Origin of the sequence: Hespellia stercorisuis DSM 15480, assembly GCF_900142165.1 — a bacterium.
Lineage (GTDB): Bacteria > Bacillota > Clostridia > Lachnospirales > Lachnospiraceae > Hespellia > Hespellia stercorisuis.
On the sequence record NZ_FQZY01000006.1, the window covers coordinates 145,820 to 161,474 of the forward strand.

Here is a 15,655-nt window from a genome sequence, read left to right on the forward strand (position 1 = left end):
GATAGAGAATGTTTGGTGTATTAAAAAAGATTTTTGGATTTGCAGGCAGCAAAAAGAAGCTGCTGACGAAAGCGATGGTGATTTCTTTCTGTGGAGCCGTTTTTTCGGCAATGCAGTTTGGGGCGCTGATGCTTGCGCTGGATCAGGTGCTCTCCGGGCAGCAGGCAGGAATGCTGCCGGTGATAGCTATTCTGCTGATATCGGTACTTGGGCGGATACTCTGTTTTTATTATTCTGTGAATGAAGAGACGGAGGTAGGCTATTTTATGGTGGCGGAGAAGCGGATACATATCGGTGACAGACTACGTTATATTCCGATGGGGTATTTCAACGATAACAGTCTGGGAAATATCACTGCGGTGGTCACGACCACACTTTCCGAGGTGGAGAACTCCGCGTCCCGGTGTCTGGTCATGGTTGTTGGTGGTTTTTTAAATACCTTTGCACTTTGCCTTGCTCTTACGGTGGCAGACTGGCGTATGGGTCTGATAGGTATCTGTGGAATTCTGGTGTATTTGTGGGCAACGGAGATGTCTCAGAAGGCAACTTCAAAGACCGGCCCGGGAAGACAGACAGCACAGATCAATCTGGTGGAAGCAGTGTTGGAATACATACAGGGGATGAGTGTAGTAAAGTCCTATGGTTTGGAGAAGGACAATGATCAGATGGCAGCAAGAACCATCGAGGAAAGCTGCAAAAAAACACTGTCACTGGAAGCATCTATCACACCGTGGATGGCAGTGCGTCAATTGGTGATCCGTGGATTTTCCGTGATCATGGTGGTGTGCTCTCTGGTATTTTACAGCGGGGGAACCATGTTGTTATCTCGTTGTCTGCTGATGCTGATTGCTTCATTTATCCTGTACCAGGAACTGGAAAGTGCCGGAAACATGTCGGATACGCTTCAGATGTTGGGAGCTTCCATCGATAAGGCTAATTCCATCGATGATACTCCGGTCATGGACATTGACGGGAAAGAACTTGCGCCAAAGGATGCGGGAATTACATTTGAAAATGTGACGTTCTCCTACGGGGACCGGCGGATACTGGATGGTGTCAGCTTTGCAATACCGGAGAAAACGACAACGGCTGTGGTGGGCCCTTCCGGTGGAGGAAAGACCACACTCTGCAATCTGACAGCCAGATTCTGGGATGTGGAAAGTGGAACAATCCGTCTCGGTGGACGGGATATTACCGATTATAAGCTGGACAGTCTGATGAAGAATATCTCCATGGTATTTCAGGATGTCTATCTGTTTCAGGACACCATCGAAAACAATATCAAATTTGGAAAACCCGATGCCTCCCATGCACAGGTGGTGGAGGCAGCAAAAGCGGCCTGCTGTCATGAATTTATAATGGAGTTGCCAAATGGGTATGATACCGTGGTGGGAGAAGCCGGCGGAAGTCTCTCCGGCGGAGAAAAGCAAAGAATCTCTATTGCGAGAGCCATGCTGAAGGATGCACCGATCATTATTTTAGACGAGGCAACTGCAAGCGTGGATCCGGAGAATGAAGCGGAACTTCAGGCGGCCATCGATGCCCTGACGCATGACAAGACTATCATTATGATTGCCCACAGGCTGAAAACCGTGCGCAGCGCAGATCAGATTCTGGTGTTGAGCGGCGGACAGATTGTGCAGAGAGGAACCCATGCGGAACTGATCCGGCAGGAAGGCCTGTACGCTGATTTTATTGGCGAGAGGAAAGAAGCGATAGGGTGGAAATTAGCATAGATGAAAGGTACGAAGACTCCCCGGTTTATCTGGGGAGTTTTTTCGGGCATTTTCAAAGTATATCTATCTTGCGGTGAAGTGCTAAACCATGTATAATAAGAAAGCGTTTATAATACGAAATAAAAAAAGAAGAGGGTAATAAGATGAAAGCAGGTATATTAAAGGACATCAAAGTAGGAGAAAACCGTGTGATTGCGACGCCAGTAGAGGTGGCAAGCCTTATTGCAGACGGACATGAAGTTCTTGTGCAGAAAGGGGCGGGTGTCACCGCTGGATTTCCGGATGAAAAATACGCACAGGCTGGTGCAAAAATGGTGGACACTGCGGAGGAAATCTATGGCACATGTGATTTCGTTGCAAAGGTAAAAGAGTTTGAACCATCAGAATTTGGTCTGCTCAGGGAGAATCAGATTGTATACACATGCATTCACCCGGCTGCACATCCGGAAGAGGTTCAGGCACTTTTAGACAAGAAGGTAATCGCGTTCACAGCGGAGGATTCTCATAGATATGGTTCGCCAAACTGTGAAGCTGCCGGAAAACAGGGTGCTTTGATGGGACTGGAGTCCATGCTTACAATCAATGGCGGAAAAGGAAAGTTTGTCAGTGGTCTCGGTGCTGCACCTGGAATGAAGGTTTTGATTCTGGGCGGCGGGATTGTCGGTCAGGCGGCGTTGACAGTACTGCATGCGCTGGGAGCCTGGGTGACAGTTGCGGATATTAATATCGGAACGCTGCGTACTCTGCAGAATCAGTATCAGCAGACCATCAATACCATGATCTCAAACAGAGAAAATATCCGACAGATTCTGCCGGAGACAGATATGCTGCTGAACTGCGTCAAATGGCCAAAAGGAAACACCGAATATCTGGTCACAAAAGAAATGGTCAGAAGCATGGAACCGGGATCTGTTATTGTTGATATCAGCAATGATGACCAGGGAGCGATCGAGACCTTCCATGAGACCACGCATGAGAATCCAAGATATGTGGAGGAAGGTGTTGTACATTACTGCGTAAGCAATATTCCAGGAGCAATCGCGAACTCGACATCGGTGGCATACGCGGCATCTGTACTTCCTCATTTTACCAGTATTTTGAAGAATGGTGTGGAAGAAGCCTGTGCAAGAGACGGATTTTTAAGAAGAAGTCTTACGACCTATAAGGGATATCTTACCCACGAGGAGACAAGTGCACTTCAGAACCGTCCGTGGATCAGACCGGAGCAGATTCTTGGAATTGCGGACAGAGAACTGGATCAGGCACCGCCGGCAACGGTTACACGCTCAGAAAATTTTATAAAACGATAAGAAGAGTGAATGAAAATCACGTAAAATTACGGGAAGAGAGAACTAAAAATTACATGAAGTTTTAGGAAGAGGGAATGAAATGGAAACAATGGGATTTATCTCGGTGATACCGGCAATCATTGCAATTGTATTGTCGTTTGCCACTAAGAACACAGTAGTAGCGCTGGCAATAGCCTGCATAGCGGGAACACTTCTGGCAGGACAGGGGCCAATGGGGTTTCCGACACTTTTAAAAGAGAGTCTTGGCACAACAAGCTTTGCGTGGGTTATGCTTTTGAATACATTTATCGGAATTTTGGTGGCATATTTCCAGAAGACGGGAGCAATTCAGGGATTTTCACAGAAAGTCCATGAAAGAAATCTAAGCCGCAGGGGCGCGCAGCTCATGGCGTGGGTGCTTGGAATGTTTATTTACTTCAGCGATTCCTTCAGCCCGCTGTTCGTCGGCTCGGTTATGAGGAGCATCACAGACAAAGCAAAGGTATCCAGAGAAAAGCTGGCCTACATTGCTGATTCGACCTCCGCACCGGTCAGCGTACTTATGCCGATTACCGGCTGGGCAGCTTATTTGATGGGACTTGCAGTCGGCGTAGGATGCATAACGACGGATAAAGAAGCATCTGCACTGTTTTTAAAAGCAATTCCGTTTAACTTTTATCCTATTTTTGCGGTCGCTTTTGTAGGGTTGCTGGCGTCTGGAATTGTCAAAGATTTCGGACCGATGAAAAAAGCGGAAAAAAGAGCCATGGAAGAGGGGAAAGTTCTTCGTGACGGTGCCAACCCACTGATTGGAAAAGAATTGACGGAGATGGAGGCTTATGAGGGAATCAAGCCAAGAGTATTCCTGAACTTTATTATGCCGGTTCTGATGATCGTCAGCATTGCGCTCGGCACCTACATAGCACTCAGCTCTGCGAAGACGATGGAAGCATTTTTGTTTGTCATTATTTTTATGACTGTCAGCATGCTGATCCAGGGCATTCCATTTAAAGAGGTCATGAATACGATGACAGATGGTGTAAAGGGAGCAATTCCGGCCGTTATGCTGCTGGCACTTGCCTATTCTGTAAATGCATTGAGCTCACAGATGGGAACAGCCGGTTATATTATTAATCTGACAGAGGGATTTTTAAAACCACATCTGCTGCCGGCAATTATTTTTCTTGTGTCCGCAGTTATGGCGTTCGCGACAGGTTCATCCTGGGGAACGTTTGCAATCTGTATGCCGATCGCACTTCCGCTGGCATTCAGTTTTACAGGAAATACACTGACCACTCTGGTCATTGCAAGCTTTGCGGCAGTGGCAGGCGGTGGCGTATTTGGTGATCATTGCTCGCCGTTATCGGATACGACAGTACTTTCTTCGACCGGAGCAGCGGCGGATCATATTGATCATGTTAAGACACAGCTGCCATATGCCCTGGTTTGTGGAGGACTGGCACTTGTGGCATATTTGATCGTAGGATATGTATTTGTATAACCCTGCAGAGGATGTCTAGGAATAGCAGTAAAGTGGATGGATTTCGCGTATCCGTGTTACTGAAAAGATAGAAAGATTACATGGGAGAGCCGGAAAGCTGTAAATCAGTTTCCGGCTCTTATTTTATGCTGAAAATGAGCCGAAAGCCATCACATGGTACGGATATCACCTGGAGAATATCCGTCACCGGACGTCAATTGCAGCGAGAGGGTGCGGAAGCAGATATTGAGGGTAATTCTCATTACGCGGAAAAACATTGACAGCAGGAGAAATGTTATATAGACTGATAATTGAATTATCGATAATTCAATTATCAATTGGAGGAAGAAAATGGCAAAGCCGGATAAATCAATCGACCCAAGGATTCTTGATTGCGCAAAGCAGGAATTTTTAGAAAAGGGGTTTGAAAAAGCATCCCTGCAGAATATTTGCAAAAATGCAGAAGTGACAACAGGGGCACTGTACAAGAGATTCAAAGGAAAAGAGGAGCTGTTCTGTACGATCGTGGAGCCGACCATTGCAGCGATTTATGAGATGGTTCAGAGCAGATCGGTGGAAAATCTCAGCCTGCTCAGTGATGAAGAACTGATTGGGAGCTGGAAGATGAAGGAAGAGAATGTGATGTCTTATTTTCAATTCTTTTACCAGCACAAGGATGGGTTTGTTATGCTTTTAAAACACTCAGCAGGGACAAAGCATCAGGAATTTCACCATGAACTGGTGGCGTTGATGGGTGACCACACAATACGCTACTATAAAGAAGGATATCAGCGCGGCTTGTTCCAGAGAAAAATCAGCGAGGTGGAATTTCATGTCCTTCTATCAGCATTCTGGGAGACGGTTTACGAGCCGTTCATCCATGATATGCCATGGGCAGAGATTGAAAGCCATGTGAGACTGATCTGCAAATATTTTGACTGGCTCAGCGTTCTGGATATCAAACAATAGAATGACAGCTGGATACAGATGTACAGTGCAGGGGAACAAAAAAATATGCCTGGAAACCAGGTATTATTTTTTAAACGCGGGTTAGAGAAAACTAACAAAAACGGCAGACAATTAAGAATAAGGTGGATTTATTAAGGTACATTTATTTATGAACGGAGACAAATAAGGAATAGAGTGTCCGCTTTACACACAACAAACAGGAAGGAGTGCATATGTTTAAGAAAGTTTTTGAATATGCAGGAGAATACAAAGCATATACGTATCGTGCCATTGTATACATTCTGCTGGGGATTGCATTTAGTATTATCCCCTATTTCTGTGTTTATAAGATTGTAAATGCATTGCTGCAGAATCAGGAAATTACGATGCCGTATTTGACGGCATTGATTGGAACAGCACTGATCTCTTTACTGCTGTATGCAGTATTGAATGTAAAAGGATTACAGCAATCCCACATAGCGGCATATAATACCCTGAAAAATCTGAGAATATCTCTTCAGGGGAAATTGGAGAAACTACCATTGGGAACGATTGAGGAGGTCGGAACCGGGTCGATCAAAAAAATGTTTATTGATGACATTGAGACACTGGAACTGCTGCTTGCCCATGCAATACCGGAGGGAATCGGTAACCTGTGTGTCCCCGTCGTAATCTATATCGTGCTGTTCGCGGTTGACTGGAAGCTTGCGCTGCTGTCCATGGCGACACTTCCGCTCGGAATACTGGCGATGGCGATTATGTTTGCAATCGGAAATAAGGATATGAACCACTATTACATGGCAGCACAGAAAATGAACAACACAATCATCGAGTATGTCAATGGAATGGAGGTTGTGAAAGTATTTAACCGGGATGGAGAATCTTACGAGAAATATGAAAACAGTGTGACGAACTACCGCGATTTCACACTGGCGTGGTTCAAGGCGTGCTGGCCCTGGATGGCGATATACAGCAGTCTGATTCCATGTATTGCATTCCTGACACTGCCGGTCGGCGCGTATCTGGTTTTACAGGGGTACTCCACGCTCAGCAATCTCGTTCTGGTATTGTGCCTGACCTTTGCAATCGGAGGCCCGATTCTTCATGCGCTGTCCTTTGCTGGAAAATTTCCGCAGCTGATCTATAAGATTGAAGAACTTGAGAAAATGATGGGGGCAGCACCGCTGAAACAGTCGGAAGAGGGCTTTCACGGAAAAGATTATACAATCGATTTCCATCAGGTTTCGTTTGCCTATAAAGAGGAAGAGGTGATCCATCAGATTTCGCTGCATATTAACCCGGGGACGATGAACGCATTTGTAGGAGAGTCTGGCAGCGGAAAGTCCACCCTGGCAAAACTTCTGGTACATTTCTATGACGTAGGGCAGGGCAGTGTCAGTATTGGAGGGCAGAATATCGCGGAGATGAGCATCGAAGCACTGGGTGACCAGATTTCCTATGTGTCGCAGGAACAGTTTCTTTTTAACATGAGTTTGCTGGAGAACATCCGGCTGGGAAAGAAGAACGCGACGGATGCAGAGGTATTAGAAGCTGCACACAAAGCCCAGTGTGATGAATTTCTGAACAGGATTGAGGGAGGAATCATGGCAATGGCAGGCGACAGCGGAAAGCAGCTGTCGGGAGGAGAAAGGCAGCGCATTTCACTGGCGAGAGCAATCCTCAAGGACGCACCGATCATCGTGCTCGATGAGGCCACAGCTTTCATGGATCCGGAGAATGAAGAAAAGATGAACCAGGCGATTGCCGAGGTGATCAAGGATAAAACAGTCATTGTGATTGCACACAGGCTTCATTCAATTGTAAATGCAGACTGCATCTTTGTATTAAAGAATGGCAGATTGGACGCATCGGGGACCCATCAGGAATTGCTGGAAGAATCCGGGGAGTACAACAAATTATGGAAGATCGCTGAAACAAGCGCAAACTGGCATGTGAGCACAGGAGGTGAGCAATAATGTTACGGTTAATAAATAAAATCATAGCGCTTTCAGGAAAGTATAAATGGAGGATCTATGTGGCATTTGTATTTTCATTTGTCAAATCCATGCTGCTGAAGGCACCGGTGTGTTTGTCATTTCTGGCGTTGAACCGGTTTCTGGAGCGCAGGATGACACCCGGATACTGTGTGACACTGTTCGGCATGATGGCAGCGTCTGTTATATTACAGATTATTTTTCAGAATATTGCCGACAGACTGCAGAGCGGAGCCGGTTATCTGATGTTTGCGGATCTGAGAAACGAACTGGGCGTTCATCTGCGCAGAATGCCGATGGGGTATTTTACGGAGGGGAACATAGGGAAGATCAGCTCGGTGCTCTCGACAGACATGGTGTTTGTAGAGGAAAACTGTATGACGGCCATAGCCGGCCTGATGAGTGACATCTTTGCAGAGATCATCATGATTCTGTTTATGTATTATATCAATCCGGTTCTGGGTGTGGCAGCCACAATTATAGCTGCCGGAATGCTGCTTGTCGGAAAGGGAATGGAAAAGGAAACACTGGCGGATTCGGTCACACGGCAGGAGCAAAGCGAAAATCTGACGGAGGCCGTGCTTGATTTTGCAGAGGGAATGGGAATCATCAAGACCTACAATCTGCTGGGAAAAGAGTCAAAGGAACTGAGCGGAAATTTCCAGAAAAGCTGTGATACGAACATTGGTTTTGAGGAGAATCATGCTCCATGGCAGAGATGGATGGGAATCGCATATGGAATTGGTACGGTGGCCACACTGGTATCAGGGTACGCAATGTTTGCAAACCATATGATATCATTGGGATATTTCATCGGGCTGCTGCTTTTTCTCTTCGATCTCTATAGTCCGATGAAGGTGCTTTATTCGCAGTTGGCGAGACTGACGGTCATGAACAGCTGTGTAGACCGCATGCAGGAGGTCTTTGAAGAGATGGAGCTTCCGAACGACGGAACCAGGAAAATTTCAGAGAGCAAAACGCATGCAGGAAATGAAATTGAATTTAAAAATGTAGACTTTTCTTATGGCAAAAAACAGGTGCTGGATCAAATCAGCTTTGCTGTAAAACCAGATACGATGACGGCACTCGTAGGACCATCCGGCAGCGGAAAAAGTACAATTGCCAGCCTGATCACCAGATTCTGGGATGTGACAGGTGGAACCGTAAAAGTCAGAGGTGTGGATATTCGTGAGGTACCGCTGGCAGAACTGATGGATCAGATTAGTATGGTATTTCAGAGAGTGTATCTGTTTGAGGACACGATTTACAACAACATCTGTATTGGAAGACCCGACGCCACGGAGGAAGAAGTGGCAGAGGCGGCCAAAAAAGCAAGATGCTATGATTTTATCATGAATCTGCCGGATGGATTTCAGACGGTGGTGGGCGAGGGAGGATCCTCACTTTCGGGTGGGGAGAAGCAGCGGATTTCTATTGCACGCTGTATCCTGAAGGACGCGCCGATTGTCATATTAGACGAAGCCACGGCCAGTGTGGATGTGGACAATGAAAGCTACATTCAGGAAGCAATATCCGAATTGTGCAGGGGAAAGACATTGTTGGTTATAGCCCACCGGCTGAATACCATCGCAAATGCGGATCATATTCTGGTCATCGAAAACGGCCGCATTGTCCAGCGCGGAACACACGATGAACTGGTACAATGTGAGGGCGTTTACCGGAACTTTGTAAATGTCCGGACGCGTATGAAAGGCTGGAGTGCCTGATGTGTGCCAGACGTTCACGAACAAACAGTTACCTCACAGTTAACAAATCGGGATAAAATCAACCACGCCTCTATTGTATTTCCACGGCCGAAAAGGTATAGTGAAAATACAATAGAGGTGTTTGTATTTGCAAAAAAAGGCGGTAAAAAGGCAAAGTGAAATAAAAAGTCAGGGAGGCAGTTGTGATGCTGGAAATCAGGAATTTTTCAAAGACATATCAGAAGGGGAAACGTGCGGCAGATCATATTGATCTGACCGTTGAGGATGGTGACATCTATGGCTTTATCGGACATAACGGTGCCGGAAAGAGTACAACAATCCGGGCAATTGTGGGAGTGCTTGAGTTTGAGGAGGGAGACATCCGAATCGACGGGCACTCGGTAAAGACAGAACCGATGGCGTGCAAGAAGGTGACGGCATATATTCCAGACAATCCGGATCTGTATGAGCATCTGACCGGAATACAGTATCTGAACTTTGTTGCAGACATTTTCGGAATCGACGGGAAGGTCCGGGAGGAACGGATCAAAAAGTACGGCGATTTATTTGAAATTACATCGGCACTTGGAGATTTGATTTCCTCATATTCGCACGGGATGAAGCAGAAGGTGGCGATTATCTCGGCTCTGATCCATGAGCCGAAGCTGATGGTGCTTGACGAACCGTTTGTGGGGCTGGATCCGAAGGCGGCACTGGATCTGAAAAATGTGATGAAAGAGCTCTGTGCAGGGGGCAGCTGTATTTTCTTTTCAACGCATGTGCTGGAGGTCGCGCAGAAACTGTGCAACAAGATTGCCATCATCAAGCAGGGGAAAATCGTTGCGGCAGGTACCATGGAAGAGCTGATCAAGGACCAGACTCTGGAGGATGTTTTTATGGAGGTGGTGGAAGATGCCAGGTAAATTGTTCACGCTGCTTTTGGCGCAATATAAGAATCAGTCATCGCTGAATGTGCTTCGTCACGAGACAGACACAAAGAAAAAACACCGCATGATGGGTGTTTATGCGGGGATGGCAATCGTCTTTGTCATGATGGTGGGATACAGCTTTGCAATTGCGTATGGGTACGGATATCTGAAGATGGCGTATGTGATTCCGGGGTATTCACTGGCAATCAGTTCCATCATTGCACTTGTGTTCACCTTTGTGAAAACGAACGGATTTCTGTTTGCGTTTAAGGATTATGATATGGTGATGGCACTTCCGGTGTCAACGAAGACGGTGATTACGGCGAAGTTTCTTTATATGTATATCAATAATCTGATTTTCAGTCTGTGTGTGATGATTCCAATGTGCGCCGGTTATGCAATCTGGGAGAGACCGGGGGTTCGGACCTGGTTGATCTGGCTGATTGGAGCATGTTTTGCGCCACTGATTCCGATGTCGCTGGCAGCACTTGCCGGAGCATTGATTGCAGCGATTGGCTCCCGGTTCCGGTTCAAGGTCTTTGTGCAGGTGGTGCTGACGCTTCTGCTCCTTGCGGCGGCATTCAGTCTGAACTTTATTTTTACCGGTGCCGGGAGTAATGCGGAATTTTTCCAGAGAATGGAAAATCTGGGAGAATTGCTGGAGGCACAGATTCATAAGCTGTATCCGGTGTCTGTGATATTTGACCGGGCCGTGAATGAGAGCAGTGTACTTTATCTGCTGCTGTTCCTTTTGTTGTCATTCGGTATATACGTATTGTTTGTATCTATCGTAGCTGTCAAATACAAAGCCATCAATACGGCACTGATGACGGGCAGCAGCCATTCGAATTATAAAGTGAGTAAGATGGAGTCTCGTTCGATGATGCACGCATTGGTCCGGAAAGAATGGAAACGGTTTACATCCTCTGTTATCTATCTGACGAATGTTGGGATGGGTGTACTTCTGGCGGTTAGCGGTTCCGTTATCTGTGTGTTTATTGGAATTGACAAAGTGCTGGCGAGTATGGAAATCGGCGGAATGCAGCAGGGATTTCTCTATGCGGCTCCATTTGCAGTCGCGATGATGCTTACCATGACCTGTACGACCTCTGTATCCTGGTCGCTGGAAGGGAAAAATCTGTGGATCGTGAAGAGTCTTCCAATTGAGGAAAGCATGATTTTTAAAAGCAAGATGGCATTTAATCTGCTGCTTCTTGTTCCGGCAGCTCTTGTCTGTGATATTTGTTTCGCGATTTCGCTGAAATTAAATATTGTGATGACACTGCTGTATTTGGTTGTACTGTTTGCGGCAGTCGTATTTTCAACGACCTTCGGAATGTGGGCCGGAAAGAAATTTGCGAATTTTGAGTGGGAAAATGAGGTGGAGATTATCAAACAGGGGCTGGCATCCATGCTTGGCATTTTTGTAAATATGCTGTTGGAAATCGCACTGGCGGTGGCAGCCTTTTTCTTGAGTACGCTGATAGACGGGAGGATTGTAATGGCTCTTTTTGCGGCGGTATTAGGTTTCATGAGCGTGTTGTTCTATCGAAGTGTGTGCTCTTTTTCGTAGAGATAGACCTGAGATTCATAAAAAGTAAAATCTTAAGAAATCTTAAACGAAATCGTGACAAAAAAACAATATATGCCGGATATACTTGTCGTATGGAATAGAAAATTGCAGATGAATTGTGATGGAGGATGAGTGTATGATGGCAGGAACAGCGGAGATATCAAGACAGACAATAGCAGGATATATATCTGGTTATTTTGCGCAGGCAGTCCGTGAACTTAATCTGAGACAGAATGGGAACGTAGGCGGCAGCGAAAAGATGTGGTTCCAGACAATGAATGCAGACCGTATAACCTATTATAGAATACCGGAAGAGATTCGTGCAGTGGAGCTAAGACGTGCATTTAACTGTAATCTTGTGGTACAGCATTATAATAGAACAAAAAAGATGATTCTCTATGTTCCGGCCTGCTGGGAAGGAACGATACAGATGACGTCAAAGCAGCAGATAAGTATTGATGAAAGTTTTGAGTTTTTACGTTTTACGATACGGTGCAAGTAAATGAATGATCTGCGAGAAAGTATCTGAGAACAGAAAAATTAATAAATTGTTTATTGCATCCATCTAAATCTCACGGTATAATTGCTTCTTGTATCTATAGAATCAGACATCGGTATAAGAAAGACAAGAGGAGAAGTATGGATTCAAAAAAGATAAAGGGCCTGATAACGGAGCTGCTGAAAAAACTGCCCGTATTTTTGTTTTGCGTGCTGTTTATCAATGGTTATAATAGATTGTGCGGAACGGAAAACAGTATCGTCGGAGTCGTACTGCTCATGGGAATTTTGATTTTAGTGGGAAGTGATCTCGGGTTTGATGCACGGCAGGCATCTGTCAGCATTGTCGTATTGTTCGCTGTGCTGGCATTTGCGCCAAAGCTTTCGCTGATCAACCCATTACTGGGACTTTTAATCAATGTGGCGGCATTGACGACAATTTTGTTTTTATCAGGGCATGATTTGTCTCAAAGCGGCAGCCTTCCCTTTACAATGGGATACATTATGCTGCAGGGCTATGATGTTTCCGGTCTGTTATTTCAAAAACGCTGGATCAGTCTGTTAGCCGGAGGAATCTTTATTGCGATTCTTTATTATATGGTACATAAGGGAAAGGTTCACAAAAGAGGCATAAAGGAGTTGTTCAAAGAAAATCAGCTCGGGTCTACGAGAACACAATGGTATATCAGGCTGGTTACGACACTTAGTATTGTTATGCTGGTGGGCGAACTGGTGCATTTCCCAAAGACCATGTGGATCAGCCTGACGGTGCTCTCGCTGAGCACGCCACTGGCAGCCGAGTACAGAGACCGCATGATATGGCGCGTTCCGGCGACAATCATTGGCAGTGTGGTGGTATTTACAGCGTTCGAGATGTTTGTCCCGACACAGTATCAGGTGATGGTGATATTGCTGGCCGGATTTTTATCAATGTTTATCACTTCTTATTTTATCAAGACGATTTACAACTCCTTCAGTGCATTGATTACAGCCGTGCTTTTGTTCCCGGCAGACCAGGCCGTCGGGATCCGGGTGGTGGCGAATCTGATAGGAGTAGCAGTGGCCACAGTCAGCGTGGTGGTGTTTTCGAAGATTTTTCAAAATGTGGGGGACGTAGCACAGCATTATTGAGATAAAAGAGGAGCAGACTATGCAGTTATTTGATTTACATTGTGATTCCATCGTGAATTTCAGAAAAGAGAATGAGGATTTTCTGTGTAAAGACACACAATTTTCTCTTTCCGATCTGAAGCAGTTCAAGCGGATATGTCAGACCATGGCGGTTTTTATTCCGGATACGATCCGGGGGGAGGCTGCACTCCGGTACTTTCAGGAGCATAAGGAATATCTGGATCTGCTTCTGCGCAAACAGTCGCAGCTTGCATCTAAGGCAACAAGTGCAGCGGAGATCGAAGCCATTACAGACACTGGAAAATGTGCGGTCCTGCTTGCGGTAGAAAGCGGTGCGGCATTGGCGGGTAGACTGGAAAATGTGGATTATCTGTATGAATGTGGTGTGCGGATGATGACGCTGGTGTGGAATGGGGAAAATGAACTTGGTTCCGGACATGACACAGATCACGGACTCACAGAATTTGGGCGCCGGGCAATCCGGCGTATGGAAAAAACCGGAATGCTTGTGGATGTCTCACATCTGAATGACAGGGGCTTCGATGAAGTGTGCGAGGTGGCGAAAAAACCGTTTATCGCAACGCATTCCAATGTGCGTGCCGTCTGTCCGCATAAGAGGAATCTGACAGATGTCCAGTTTCAGGAAATTGTAAGGAGAAAAGGTCTGGTAGGCGTGAATCTCTTCCGTAACTTTCTGTCGGAGGATCATAAGGATGATCTGGACAGCATGTATCGTCATGTGGACCATATGCTGGAGCTTGGAGGAAAAGACGTGATCGCCTGCGGAAGTGATTTTGACGGCGCGGAGATCGACGAAAAACTTGATTCCCCTGCAAAGTTTGCGGCATCCGGGGACTACCTGCTTACAAAAGGAATCCCGGAACAGATTATAAATAAAATGTTTTATGAGAATGCACTGGATTTCTTTTATAAGAATATTTAGGAAGAGATGAGCGAGTGGAAAAGCATACTGTGACTACAGCTTTCACATGACTGTCTCTGAGTGGAAGGAACCAGAGAGCAGATAGAACAGATAAAAGCGCAGGGAATTACTTCCTTTAAAGCATATACGGCCTATAAGGACGGAATCGGCGTGGATGATCCCTACTTTTTCACAAAAAAAGTGGGGGCGGAAATTCTCTTCTGAAAGGCAGCGAAACTGCCGGATGTTCACGAACAAGTAGAAAAGGAGATTGTCAAAATCATGTTGACAATCCCCTTAAAATAATGATATGGTAAATTCAGAAATTCTAGTCAGGAAATTTTTTATTTCCATAGAATTTCCAGTAAGCAAAAGATGCTTACATATCTGAAAAATCACGGCGTTATCTGCCAGATATTTCAAAACTTTTGTAACTGAATAGCGGAAGCAGAGAAGTGAAAATGTGGGTTGCTTTTTGACTGGAGTTCTTTATAATAAAAGTATCGATATAGTCTCTTTTCTGCACAAAAAGAAAGGAGAAACTATATGGGAAAAGCAAATGATACGCTGAATATGTATTTATCAGACCCGGTGCGGTATGCGGATGTGGTCAATCATGGATTATTTTTGGGGGATGATGTGATTGATCCGAAGTATTTAGGTGAACTTGACAGTGTGGAAAAGAATCCGGACAGTCAAAGAGTCAGGGATCTCAAGAAAAAGTATAAAAATCAAGCCATATTTCTTATTATTGGTGTAGAAAATCAAGAGAATATTCATTATGCGATGGCGCTTCGAGGGTTGATCTATGATACATTATCCTATCAGGAGCAACTCAGGGGGATTCAAAAACATCATGAGGAAGAGAAGGATTTACAAGGCGATGAGTGGCTGGGGCGGTTTGGTAAAGATGACAAACTTATTCCGGTTATCACAGTGGTATTATATTATGGAAATAAACCGTGGGACGCATCCTTGGATCTGTATGGTATGATAGAGATACCGGAAGTACTAAAAGCATATCAGCCAATGATGCTGAATTATAAACTAAATTTGCTTGAAGTGGCTAAAATTCATGATTTGGATACCTATGGTGATGAGTTGAAGATGGTGTTTGGATTTGTAAAGTACCAACGGGACAAGAAAGCATTAAGAGAATTTGTGGAAGAAAATCAGGATTTGTTTTCAAGTGTACCGCTAGAGACATGCAGGACAATAGAGGTGCTGACTAATGCGAAAGAAATCACAAAATACATAGAAAAGGATGAGGATGATAAGGAGGCGATTAATATGTGCGAAGCATTACAGGGGATGCGGGAAGATGCAAAAATTGAAGGAAAGATTGAAGGAAAGATTGAAAACAATGCTGACGCATTCTCGTTACTTTAGTTGTGAGTTAGTCAGCATAAAATAATTAGGTGCCTTCCGGCACTTGAGGATTTTATTCAT

General features: G+C 45.3%; 13 protein-coding genes. All 13 read left to right on the forward strand.

Features of this window, described 5'->3' with window-relative positions:
• Nucleotides 1-8 precede the first annotated feature (8 nt).
• The 13 genes from BUB85_RS01555 to BUB85_RS01615 all read left to right on the forward strand — a co-directional run bounded on the left by BUB85_RS01555 (nt 9) and on the right by BUB85_RS01615 (nt 15,595).
• A complete protein-coding gene (locus BUB85_RS01555; RefSeq protein WP_073104118.1) occupies nt 9-1,736 on the forward strand; it encodes an ABC transporter ATP-binding protein in 1,728 nt (575 codons plus the stop codon).
• A gap of 143 nt (nt 1,737-1,879) precedes the next feature.
• Nucleotides 1,880-3,046, forward strand: a complete 1,167-nt coding sequence (locus BUB85_RS01560) for an alanine dehydrogenase (RefSeq protein WP_073104119.1) — start codon at nt 1,880-1,882, stop codon at nt 3,044-3,046.
• A gap of 79 nt (nt 3,047-3,125) precedes the next feature.
• Nucleotides 3,126-4,526: a Na+/H+ antiporter NhaC family protein gene (locus BUB85_RS01565; RefSeq protein ID WP_073104123.1), complete on the forward strand. Its 1,401-nt coding sequence runs from the start codon at nt 3,126-3,128 to the stop codon at nt 4,524-4,526.
• Nucleotides 4,527-4,856: 330 nt separating this feature from the next.
• Nucleotides 4,857-5,474: a TetR/AcrR family transcriptional regulator gene (locus BUB85_RS01575; RefSeq protein WP_073104125.1), complete on the forward strand. Its 618-nt coding sequence runs from the start codon at nt 4,857-4,859 to the stop codon at nt 5,472-5,474.
• 212 nt (nt 5,475-5,686) lie between these two features.
• Nucleotides 5,687-7,429 (forward strand): ABC transporter ATP-binding protein, encoded by a 1,743-nt coding sequence (locus tag BUB85_RS01580; protein WP_073104126.1) that lies wholly within the window; start codon nt 5,687-5,689, stop codon nt 7,427-7,429.
• The gene (locus BUB85_RS01585) at nt 7,429-9,174 is read left to right on the forward strand and encodes an ABC transporter ATP-binding protein (RefSeq protein WP_073104127.1); all 1,746 of its coding nucleotides are present in this window, start codon (nt 7,429-7,431) and stop codon (nt 9,172-9,174) included. Before BUB85_RS01580 ends, BUB85_RS01585 begins: the two co-directional genes overlap by 1 nt.
• 185 nt (nt 9,175-9,359) lie before the next feature.
• Nucleotides 9,360-10,076 (forward strand): ABC transporter ATP-binding protein, encoded by a 717-nt coding sequence (locus BUB85_RS01590; protein WP_073104128.1) that lies wholly within the window; start codon nt 9,360-9,362, stop codon nt 10,074-10,076.
• On the forward strand, nt 10,066-11,655 hold the full coding sequence (locus tag BUB85_RS01595; RefSeq protein WP_073104129.1) for a hypothetical protein: 1,590 nt from the start codon (nt 10,066-10,068) through the stop codon (nt 11,653-11,655). The genes BUB85_RS01590 and BUB85_RS01595 overlap by 11 nt, the downstream gene beginning before the upstream one ends.
• Nucleotides 11,656-11,791: 136 nt before the next feature.
• Complete coding sequence (locus BUB85_RS01600) at nt 11,792-12,157, forward strand: hypothetical protein (protein ID WP_073104130.1); 366 nt, start codon at nt 11,792-11,794, stop codon at nt 12,155-12,157.
• A 137-nt stretch (nt 12,158-12,294) separates the two neighbouring features.
• Complete coding sequence (locus tag BUB85_RS01605; protein ID WP_073104131.1) at nt 12,295-13,284, forward strand: FUSC family protein; 990 nt, start codon at nt 12,295-12,297, stop codon at nt 13,282-13,284.
• 19 nt (nt 13,285-13,303) lie between these two features.
• Nucleotides 13,304-14,227: a dipeptidase gene (locus tag BUB85_RS01610; protein ID WP_073104133.1), complete on the forward strand. Its 924-nt coding sequence runs from the start codon at nt 13,304-13,306 to the stop codon at nt 14,225-14,227.
• A 60-nt stretch (nt 14,228-14,287) separates the two neighbouring features.
• A complete protein-coding gene (locus tag BUB85_RS21365) occupies nt 14,288-14,431 on the forward strand; it encodes a hypothetical protein (RefSeq protein ID WP_159434602.1) in 144 nt (47 codons plus the stop codon).
• A gap of 321 nt (nt 14,432-14,752) precedes the next feature.
• Nucleotides 14,753-15,595 carry an Rpn family recombination-promoting nuclease/putative transposase gene (locus BUB85_RS01615; protein WP_073104135.1) on the forward strand — a complete coding sequence of 281 codons (843 nt, stop codon included), beginning with the start codon at nt 14,753-14,755 and terminating at the stop codon, nt 15,593-15,595.
• Nucleotides 15,596-15,655: the final 60 nt, after the last annotated feature.

What these genes read in the sequence shown, in the direction of transcription:
- BUB85_RS01555 (WP_073104118.1), top strand. Translation starts at nt 9, where the DNA reads ATGTTTGGTGTATTAAAAAAGATTTTTGGATTTGCAGGCAGCAAAAAG.
- BUB85_RS01560 (WP_073104119.1), top strand. Translation starts at nt 1,880, where the DNA reads ATGAAAGCAGGTATATTAAAGGACATCAAAGTAGGAGAAAACCGTGTG.
- BUB85_RS01565 (WP_073104123.1), top strand. Translation starts at nt 3,126, where the DNA reads ATGGAAACAATGGGATTTATCTCGGTGATACCGGCAATCATTGCAATT.
- BUB85_RS01575 (WP_073104125.1), top strand. Translation starts at nt 4,857, where the DNA reads ATGGCAAAGCCGGATAAATCAATCGACCCAAGGATTCTTGATTGCGCA.
- BUB85_RS01580 (WP_073104126.1), top strand. Translation starts at nt 5,687, where the DNA reads ATGTTTAAGAAAGTTTTTGAATATGCAGGAGAATACAAAGCATATACG.
- BUB85_RS01585 (WP_073104127.1), top strand. Translation starts at nt 7,429, where the DNA reads ATGTTACGGTTAATAAATAAAATCATAGCGCTTTCAGGAAAGTATAAA.
- BUB85_RS01590 (WP_073104128.1), top strand. Translation starts at nt 9,360, where the DNA reads ATGCTGGAAATCAGGAATTTTTCAAAGACATATCAGAAGGGGAAACGT.
- BUB85_RS01595 (WP_073104129.1), top strand. Translation starts at nt 10,066, where the DNA reads ATGCCAGGTAAATTGTTCACGCTGCTTTTGGCGCAATATAAGAATCAG.
- BUB85_RS01600 (WP_073104130.1), top strand. Translation starts at nt 11,792, where the DNA reads ATGATGGCAGGAACAGCGGAGATATCAAGACAGACAATAGCAGGATAT.
- BUB85_RS01605 (WP_073104131.1), top strand. Translation starts at nt 12,295, where the DNA reads ATGGATTCAAAAAAGATAAAGGGCCTGATAACGGAGCTGCTGAAAAAA.
- BUB85_RS01610 (WP_073104133.1), top strand. Translation starts at nt 13,304, where the DNA reads ATGCAGTTATTTGATTTACATTGTGATTCCATCGTGAATTTCAGAAAA.
- BUB85_RS01615 (WP_073104135.1), top strand. Translation starts at nt 14,753, where the DNA reads ATGGGAAAAGCAAATGATACGCTGAATATGTATTTATCAGACCCGGTG.